Origin of the sequence: Aliiroseovarius sp. (assembly GCF_030148435.1) — a bacterium.
Lineage (GTDB): Bacteria > Pseudomonadota > Alphaproteobacteria > Rhodobacterales > Rhodobacteraceae > JASBTN01.
The window spans coordinates 20,384-27,978 of record NZ_JASBTN010000009.1 but is presented as its reverse complement, the minus strand read 5'-3'; the positions used below and the strand labels follow the sequence as shown (position 1 = coordinate 27,978).

Sequence of the window (7,595 nt, the reverse complement as noted above, 5' to 3'; positions counted from 1 at the left end):
GAGGGTGATCTGCAAGAGATCATGTACGAGGACGAGGACGACGACTGGGCGGAAAAGCCCTCCGTCCGCATCGTTAGCCGTGTTCAGTTGGCCGACATCATGGCCAACCAGGACGTGGTCTTGAGTTTCTGAAGGGGAATGTGATGTCGACCTTGCATACCGTGAACAAGTCTCCATTCGCCAACGGCACACTGTTGAGCTGCCTCGGGCACTGCAAGCCCGGCGATGCGGTCCTGCTGATCGAAGACGGGGTCTATGGAGCCATCACAGGTACATCGCTTGCGCAGTCGATGCGTGAGGATCTGGAAGGGGTGTCCCTTTACGTCCTCGAAGGGGATGTCACCGCGCGGGGCATTGATGCCGGCAAGCTGATCAGCGGTGCCAAGCCGGTTGGATACGAGGGTTTCGTGGATTTGGTTGCCGAGCACGACAGAACGCAGGCTTGGTTGTGAAAACCGGCCCGGACAAGGGCCAACGCTTAGGAAGAGGAATGCAAAAATGTCATATCAAGTAAATGGTCACACGGTCGAACATGACGAAGAAGGCTATATCACCACGCTTTCCGACTGGTCGAAGGAACTGGCGGATGTGATCGCCGAGAGCGAAAACATCGACATGAATGACGAGCATTGGGCCGTCGTGAACTTCCTGCGCGAATATTATGACGAATACCAGATTGCTCCGGCCGTTCGTGTGCTGATCAAGGCGATCAAAAAGGAAATGGGCCCCGAAAAGGGCAACAACAAATACATGTACGAGCTGTTTCCCTATGGCCCCGCGAAACAGGCCTGCAAGATCGCCGGTCTGCCGAAGCCCACGGGCTGTGTCTGAGCCTCGCAAACGCAGCGGCCCTCTGCAGCACATCGCGGCAGAGGCGGAGAGGAGTTGAATGCTGGGAATACTGTTTGCCGTTCTGTTCTACGTCGCGACGCTGGTCCTGGTAATTGGCGTGGCGGCAAGAATATGGCGGTTCGCACGTATCCCGGCGCCCCTGAAAGTCCCGATCGCGCCAGCCCCCAAGACCTCGGGCGGTGTTGTCCTGCGCATGTTCCGCGAGGTGGTTTTCTTCGAAAGCCTGTTCAAATCCAACAAGTGGATCTGGCTGTTCGGCTGGACGTTCCACATGTCTATGTGGCTCGTTCTCATGCGTCATCTCCGGTATTTCACTCAACCCGTCTGGGGCTGGGTCGAGGTGGTGCAGCCCTTTGGCACCTATGCGGCCTTCGGTATGATCTTCGGCATTGCCGGACTCTGGGGGCGTCGCATCGTCGTTGAGCGCATCCGCTACATCTCGTCACCATCCGACCACCTGATGCTCGCGCTATTGGGCGGGATCGTGTTTACGGGCGCGATGACACGGTTCGTGGCACATACCGACATCGTTGCCGTCAAGGTTTTCATGCTGGGACTGCTGCGGCTGAAGGTCGGGCCCCTGCCGTCTGATCCGTTTCTGCTGGTTCATCTGTTCCTTGTTGCCGCGCTGATGATCGTCTTTCCCGTCTCGAAGCTGTTGCACGCCCCCGGCGTTTTCTTCAGCCCGAGCAGAAACCAGACCGACAACGCCCGAAAGAAGCGTCACCTTGCCCCCTGGGCTGCGAAAATGGAGAGTTGAGCCGTGGCTGCCCAAGACACCGATATTCCCCAACTCGCCCACCCTCTGGAGATCCCGCGGCTCAAGTGCGGCGCGATGGCCGAAAGCGCACCCTATGCCGCCTCGCGTGAACATCAGGAGGGCCTGGGCTTCCCCGGCGAACTCCTGCCCGATTGGAAAGAACGTGCGCTGGCCAAAATGGAGGAACTGGCCAAAAGAAACAGGGCATTTCAGGTGTATCTCGACACCTGTGTGAAATGTGGCGCCTGCACGGACAAATGCCACTATTTCATCGGGACGGGCGACCCGAAAAACATGCCCGTCGCGCGGCAGGATTTGCTGCGTTCGGTCTACCGGCGGTATTTCACCTTTGCCGGCAAGTACTTTCCCAAACTTGTCGGAGCCCGCGACCTGACAGAAGAGGTGCTGGACGAGTGGTACTCCTACTATCACCAATGCAGCCAATGCCGCCGATGCTCGGTTTTCTGCCCCTTCGGGATCGACACGGCCGAGATTTCGATGGCTGCCCGCGAAATCATGGACGTGGTTGGCAAAGGTCAGAAGTACTGCAACGAGATCATCGGCAAGGTCCACGACATCGGCAACAACCTTGGCCTGCAGGAAAAGGCGCTCAGGGCCACGCTTGAGGATCTGGAGGAAGATATCGAAGAGGATACCGGGATCTCCGTCCGCATTCCGGTGGACGAAAAAGGTGCGGATATCCTGCTTGTCACCCCGTCCGCGGATTTCTTTGCCGAACCTCACATCGAAGGGCTGCTCGGATATGCCAAGGTCTTTCACGAAGCGGGTGTGAGCTGGACAATTTCAAGTTACGCGTCCGAGGCGGCGAATTTCGGTCTGTTCATCGGCTCCTACGAAAACATGCGCGACGTCAGCCTGCGCATCCGCAAAGCCGCCAAGGACCTGGGGGTCAAGCGCATCATCTTCGGGGAATGCGGTCATGCCTGGCGTGTCGCCTATTCCTATCTGAATACCCTGGCGGGGCCCTGGGATTTCCTCGATCAGGGCTATCCCATTCCGCAGCACATTCTGGAATTCACCTGGGATGAGATTCAGAAGGGCAGCCTGACGCTGGACAAGAGTCGGAATGACCATATCAGACTGACATTCCACGACAGCTGCAACGTTGCCCGGGCCAGCGGAATGGGCGACGAGGAAGGCGGGCAATTTGAAATCCCGCGCAACGTGATCAAAGCCGTCTGCAACCATTTCCATGACATGCCGCGAGACACGATCAAGGAAGCCACCCTGTGCTGCGGGGGTGGGGGCGGTCTTTTGACTGACGAGTTGATGGATTTGAGGGTCAAGGGCGCCAGCCCGCGCATGACGGCTTTGAAGGAAGTGACCGAGGAACACGGGGTCACTCACCTGGCGGCCATCTGTGCGATCTGCAAGACGCAGTTTTCCAAGGTCATGCCGAAGTTCGGGTACGACATGGACTCCGTCCTGTCCGTCCATCAGCTGGTTTCGAACGCCATCGTGCTGTCGGGGCAGGATGCTGGCGAAGGCGACGGAAGCGAAACGCCGGAAAATGCGCCCAATGACGCAATCGGGGAGGAAGTGTGATGAAGGACCTTGAAAAAGAAGCAACTTTCCGTCGATTCAAGGAAGGTGAAATGCCCGAGGACTGGGATCTTGAAGAGAAGATCTTCAATGCAGACCGTTCCTACAAATGCCCGACCTATGTCCACAAGACGCCACCCTGTCAGGGCTCTTGCCCCTCTGGTCATGAAATCCGGGGCTGGCTGGCAATCGCGCGCGGGATGGACAAACCGCCGGTTGAGGACATGCCTTGGCAGGAATACGCATTTCGTCGCATGGCAGCCGCCAACCCCTTCCCTGCCACGATGGGCCGGGTTTGTCCCGCCCCCTGCGAGGCCGGGTGCAACCGCAATGAGGTCGATGAATTCGTGGGCATCAACGCGGTCGAGCAGTATGTCGGTGACTGGGCCAACGAGAACGGGCTCGGGTTCCAGGCACCCGCGTCAGATACCGGTCGCAAGATCGCTGTCATCGGTGGCGGACCTGCCGGCCTGTCCGCCGCCTTCTTCCTGCGCGAGGAAGGTCATGCCGTGACGGTCTTCGAGGCCAACAAAAAATTGGGCGGCATGATGCGCTACGGTATCCCCGGCTACCGTACCCCACGCGACATGCTCGACAGGGAGATCGGCCGCATCATTGACATGGGGGTCATCGTGAAAACGGGAACACGGGTCGGCAAGGATGTTTCGATAGAGCAGCTCGAAGCGGACTATGACGCGATTTTCTGGGCGCTGGGTGCACAGAACGGCCGTCCTCTTCCGGTGCCCGGCTGGGACGGTGCGGACAATTGCATAAATGGCATCGAGTTTCTGGATGCCTTCAATCAGGGGTTCGTTCTTGGGACCGCGAAAAAAATTGTTGTTGTCGGGGGCGGAGACACCTCGATCGACGTGGCATCGGTGGCGCGGCGTCTTGGCCATATCACGGCCGACTACCTGCCCGAGCGCAACGACGGTTCGGTTGTCGACTTTACCAGCCATGATGTGGCGACCTCTTTGACGCGCGAGGGTATGCAGGCGACGCTGACCTCACTTTTCCCGGTCGAGGAAATGACTGCGGCCGAGCGGGAACGCGAGGACGCAAAACGCGAGGGGATCACGATCAAGGGCGGTGTCATGCCTCTGGAAGTGATCCGCGACGGGGGCAAGGCGGTTGGGCTCAGAATGTGTGAGTGCACGATGAACGGGATGGTGCCGGAGCCCATCGAGGGCACCGAATTCGAGCTTGAAGCCGATATCATTATTTCCGCCATTGGTCAGACCGGCGATCTTGCCGGCGTCGAGGATCTCGACAACGGTCGGGGCTTCATCGACATCGTGGGCGGATATCAGGTGAAAGGCCGGGAGAAACACTTCGCCGGTGGTGACATCGTGCGCCCGCACCTTTTGACCACGGCCATCGGGCACGGTCGTATCGCCGCGGATGCGATCTCGGATTTCCTTGACGATGGCAGCGTCAAGCGTCGGCCGAAAGTGGATGTCCACCATTTCGACCTGCTGAACGAATTGCATCAGCGCGGCAAGGACCCGGACGCCTATGACCATGTCCAACAGCGCGGAACCGGCGATTCGGGTTTTGCCGTGCACAACTACGAAGACCGGTCGGCAACGCAGATTATCCCGCATGGGGAGTTGTTCAAGGGTCACTTCAATTTCGTTGATCGCGAGACCCGCGACGAGATCCACATCGCGGGCGAAGATGTCCTTGGGAATTTCGAGGAACGTATCGTTGGCCTGACCGAGGAACAGGCCCGGAAAGAAGGTGAGCGCTGCATGTCCTGCGGGATGTGTTTCGAGTGCGACAATTGCGTCATCTACTGCCCGCAGGACGCGGTGCACCGGGTCAGGAAATCCGAACGAACCGTCGGCCGCTATGTCGACACGGACTACACCCGCTGCATTGGTTGCCACATCTGTGCCGATGTCTGTCCCACCGGCTACATCAAGATGGGGTTGGGTGAATGATCCTCAGGGGGCTGACAACGGTGCTGTTTCTTGTCTTCGCCAGCGTTCAGATGCTGGCGGCACAGGGGATTGTACCGGCCGTGCCGAAAGCGACGGGCGAGCCGCACCCGGAAGGGAACGATTTCATGCGCCGCTGGCACATGACGATGATGGAACACGACCGGGACGAGACCATGTACCAGGGTGTCCGTCCGGTTGGCGCGTCTTTGTCCGCCTGCTTCGATTGCCACACGGTCACAGATGACTTGGGTAAGCCCGTGACCTTTGCGGATGACCGGCACTTCTGCCGAACCTGCCACGAGTTCGCGGCGGTCAGGATCGACTGTTTCGAGTGCCATCGGTCGACGCCCGAGGGGTTCGATGAGCTTTCTGCGCAGGCGGCACAACTTCCATCGCCAAACGGTTCCCTGCGCCATGACGAAACCCTCGCGGCCCTGCGGGCCTATCTTGAGGTTCCACCTGTGGAGGAGAGGCGATGACGACGCTGCCAGCGAACCGATCCCGTCGCGATTTCCTGCGCAGCGGCGCGGCGCTCGTCACAGCGACGGTCGCCCCCGGCGTGACCCTGATGGCTTTCGGCGGATCGGCGGTACAGGGCGCCCCGGATGCCGGGAAGCGGTGGGGCCTGCTGATCGACGCCGGCAAATGTGACCCTGACTGTACGGCCTGTGTGACAGCATGCCAGGACGAGAACGGCTGGCGGGGTCAGGGTGATCCGCAACGCGATGTGCAATGGATACGGAAAGTCACATTGAAAGACAAAGGCACGGGACGGGAGACCAGCCTCCCGGTCATGTGCCAGCATTGCGACCAGCCTCCATGCGTTGATGTCTGCCCGACTGGCGCTTCCTTCAAGCGCGCGGATGGCATCGTGCTGGTCGACAAGCATATATGCATCGGCTGCCGCTACTGCATGATGGCCTGCCCATTCAAGGCACGTTCCTTCGTGCACGAACCCGTTACCAATCAAAAGCCCCATGCGCCGCGTGGCGTCGGGACCGTCGAAAGCTGCACATTATGCGTTCATCGCATAGATGCGGGCGGTGTTCCTGCCTGCGTCGAGGCCTGCGCCTCTGCCGGATACGGTGCCATCGTCTTTGGCGACCTGTTGGACCCGGAAAGCGAGATTTCGCAACGGCTTGAAGAATACCCCTCGCTGGCGCTGCGCCCAGACCTCGATCTGAACCCGGGTGTTCGGTACTCGGAGCTATGAACCATGGCCATTGAAAGGACGATTTACCGCGAGATACCCGTCAGCCCCCGCCTGTGGGCTGCGGCGGCGCTTCTGGCCGCCTTTGTGCTGAGCGGCCTGGGGGCGTTCCTGTATGTCGAGCACCGTGGCCATGTGGCAACCGGCATGACGAACCAGATCGTCTGGGGCATGCCCCATGTATTCGCGATTTTCCTGATCGTGGCCGCGTCCGGTGCGCTCAACGTGGCGTCGATGGCAAGCGTCTTTGACAGGAAAATCTACAAACCCCTGTCGCGCCTTTCCGGCCTGCTTGCCATTTCGCTTCTTCTCGGAGGTCTGTCCGTCCTCGTTCTGGATCTGGGTCGCCCGGATCGTTTGATCGTCCAGATGACGCATTTCAATTTTACCTCGATTTTCACCTGGAACATTCTTCTGTACTCCGGGTTCCTCGCGATCGTTGCGGTTTACCTGTGGGTTCAAATGGACCGGAATGTGCACCCGAAATGGGTGAAGCCCGCCGGGCTTCTGGCATTTGTCTGGCGGCTGGCGTTGACGACCGGCACCGGTTCGATATTTGGCTGGCTGGTGGCGCGGCCCGGTTACGATGCGGCCGTCATGGCACCCTTGTTCATCGCAATGTCCTTTGCCCTTGGACTGGCGGTGTTCGTCCTGGTTCTTCAGGGCCTTTGCGTGTTGGCGCGTTGCCCGCTTGGCCAGACGCTGATCGAGCGCCTCACGCGTCTGCTGGCGCTTTTCGTGGCGGTTGTGCTCTATTTCACTGTTCTTCAGCACCTGACCAATCTCTATGCGGCAGAGCATACGGGATTCGAGGCGTTCATCCTGTTTGACGGAGGTGTATTTCCCCTGCTCTTTTGGATCGGGCAGATTGTTGTCGGAAGCCTTGTACCACTTGCCCTTGTCTATGGTCGCAAAACACCCGTTTCCCCGGGCCTGGCCTCGGCTGTGTGTCTTCTCGTCATCCTGGGTGGGGTTGCGCAAATCTATGTGATTGTCATCGGCGGGCAGGCCTACCCGATGGAGATCTTCCCGGGATACGAGGTTTCGTCCACTTTCTTCGACGGGCAGGTTGCCGGCTACGCGCCAAGCGTCCCCGAAGTTTTCCTTGGAATTGGAGGGGGCGCGCTTGCCCTGTTTGCGACCGGGCTTGGCGCCAGGGTTTTACGCATAGTCCCGACCACCCTCTCGGATCAGAACCTCGCAGGGAAGGGTCAGGAATAATGCCGCACGCCCCGATTGTTCCCTATGCATCCTCGACATTGACCAT

At 59.3% G+C, this 7,595-nt stretch carries 8 protein-coding genes; all 8 read left to right on the top strand.

The window, feature by feature from the left end:
* Positions 1 to 143 precede the first annotated feature (143 nt).
* Genes tusB through nrfD form a run of 8 tightly spaced genes read left to right on the top strand, consistent with a single transcriptional unit; the run spans position 144 to position 7,549 of the window.
* Positions 144 to 452: a sulfurtransferase complex subunit TusB gene (tusB, locus tag Q1V43_RS02180; RefSeq protein ID WP_300513467.1), complete on the top strand. Its 309-nt coding sequence runs from the start codon at positions 144 to 146 to the stop codon at positions 450 to 452.
* Positions 453 to 498: 46 nt separating this feature from the next.
* A complete protein-coding gene (locus Q1V43_RS02175; RefSeq protein ID WP_300513465.1) occupies positions 499 to 831 on the top strand; it encodes a TusE/DsrC/DsvC family sulfur relay protein in 333 nt (110 codons plus the stop codon).
* Between the two features lie 58 nt (positions 832 to 889).
* Positions 890 to 1,612, top strand: a complete 723-nt coding sequence (locus tag Q1V43_RS02170; RefSeq protein WP_300513463.1) for a respiratory nitrate reductase subunit gamma — start codon at positions 890 to 892, stop codon at positions 1,610 to 1,612.
* Between the two features lie 3 nt (positions 1,613 to 1,615).
* Positions 1,616 to 3,178, top strand: a complete 1,563-nt coding sequence (dsrK, locus tag Q1V43_RS02165; RefSeq protein WP_300513461.1) for a sulfate reduction electron transfer complex DsrMKJOP subunit DsrK — start codon at positions 1,616 to 1,618, stop codon at positions 3,176 to 3,178.
* The gene (locus Q1V43_RS02160) at positions 3,178 to 5,118 is read left to right on the top strand and encodes an NAD(P)-binding protein (protein ID WP_300513459.1); all 1,941 of its coding nucleotides are present in this window, start codon (positions 3,178 to 3,180) and stop codon (positions 5,116 to 5,118) included. Before dsrK ends, Q1V43_RS02160 begins: the two co-directional genes overlap by 1 nt.
* Positions 5,115 to 5,597 carry a hypothetical protein gene (locus Q1V43_RS02155; RefSeq protein WP_300513457.1) on the top strand — a complete coding sequence of 161 codons (483 nt, stop codon included), beginning with the start codon at positions 5,115 to 5,117 and terminating at the stop codon, positions 5,595 to 5,597. The genes Q1V43_RS02160 and Q1V43_RS02155 overlap by 4 nt, the downstream gene beginning before the upstream one ends.
* Complete coding sequence (gene dsrO / locus Q1V43_RS02150) at positions 5,594 to 6,331, top strand: sulfate reduction electron transfer complex DsrMKJOP subunit DsrO (RefSeq protein WP_300513455.1); 738 nt, start codon at positions 5,594 to 5,596, stop codon at positions 6,329 to 6,331. The genes Q1V43_RS02155 and dsrO overlap by 4 nt, the downstream gene beginning before the upstream one ends.
* 3 nt (positions 6,332 to 6,334) lie before the next feature.
* A complete protein-coding gene (gene nrfD, locus Q1V43_RS02145; RefSeq protein WP_300513453.1) occupies positions 6,335 to 7,549 on the top strand; it encodes an NrfD/PsrC family molybdoenzyme membrane anchor subunit in 1,215 nt (404 codons plus the stop codon).
* The last annotated feature ends 46 nt before the right edge of the window (positions 7,550 to 7,595 follow it).

Excerpts from the sequence above, each read along its gene's own strand:
- tusB (WP_300513467.1), top strand. The coding sequence starts at position 144 with ATGTCGACCTTGCATACCGTGAACAAGTCTCCATTCGCCAACGGCACA.
- Q1V43_RS02175 (WP_300513465.1), top strand. The coding sequence starts at position 499 with ATGTCATATCAAGTAAATGGTCACACGGTCGAACATGACGAAGAAGGC.
- Q1V43_RS02170 (WP_300513463.1), top strand. The coding sequence starts at position 890 with ATGCTGGGAATACTGTTTGCCGTTCTGTTCTACGTCGCGACGCTGGTC.
- Q1V43_RS02160 (WP_300513459.1), top strand. The coding sequence starts at position 3,178 with ATGAAGGACCTTGAAAAAGAAGCAACTTTCCGTCGATTCAAGGAAGGT.
- Q1V43_RS02155 (WP_300513457.1), top strand. The coding sequence starts at position 5,115 with ATGATCCTCAGGGGGCTGACAACGGTGCTGTTTCTTGTCTTCGCCAGC.
- dsrO (WP_300513455.1), top strand. The coding sequence starts at position 5,594 with ATGACGACGCTGCCAGCGAACCGATCCCGTCGCGATTTCCTGCGCAGC.
- nrfD (WP_300513453.1), top strand. The coding sequence starts at position 6,335 with ATGGCCATTGAAAGGACGATTTACCGCGAGATACCCGTCAGCCCCCGC.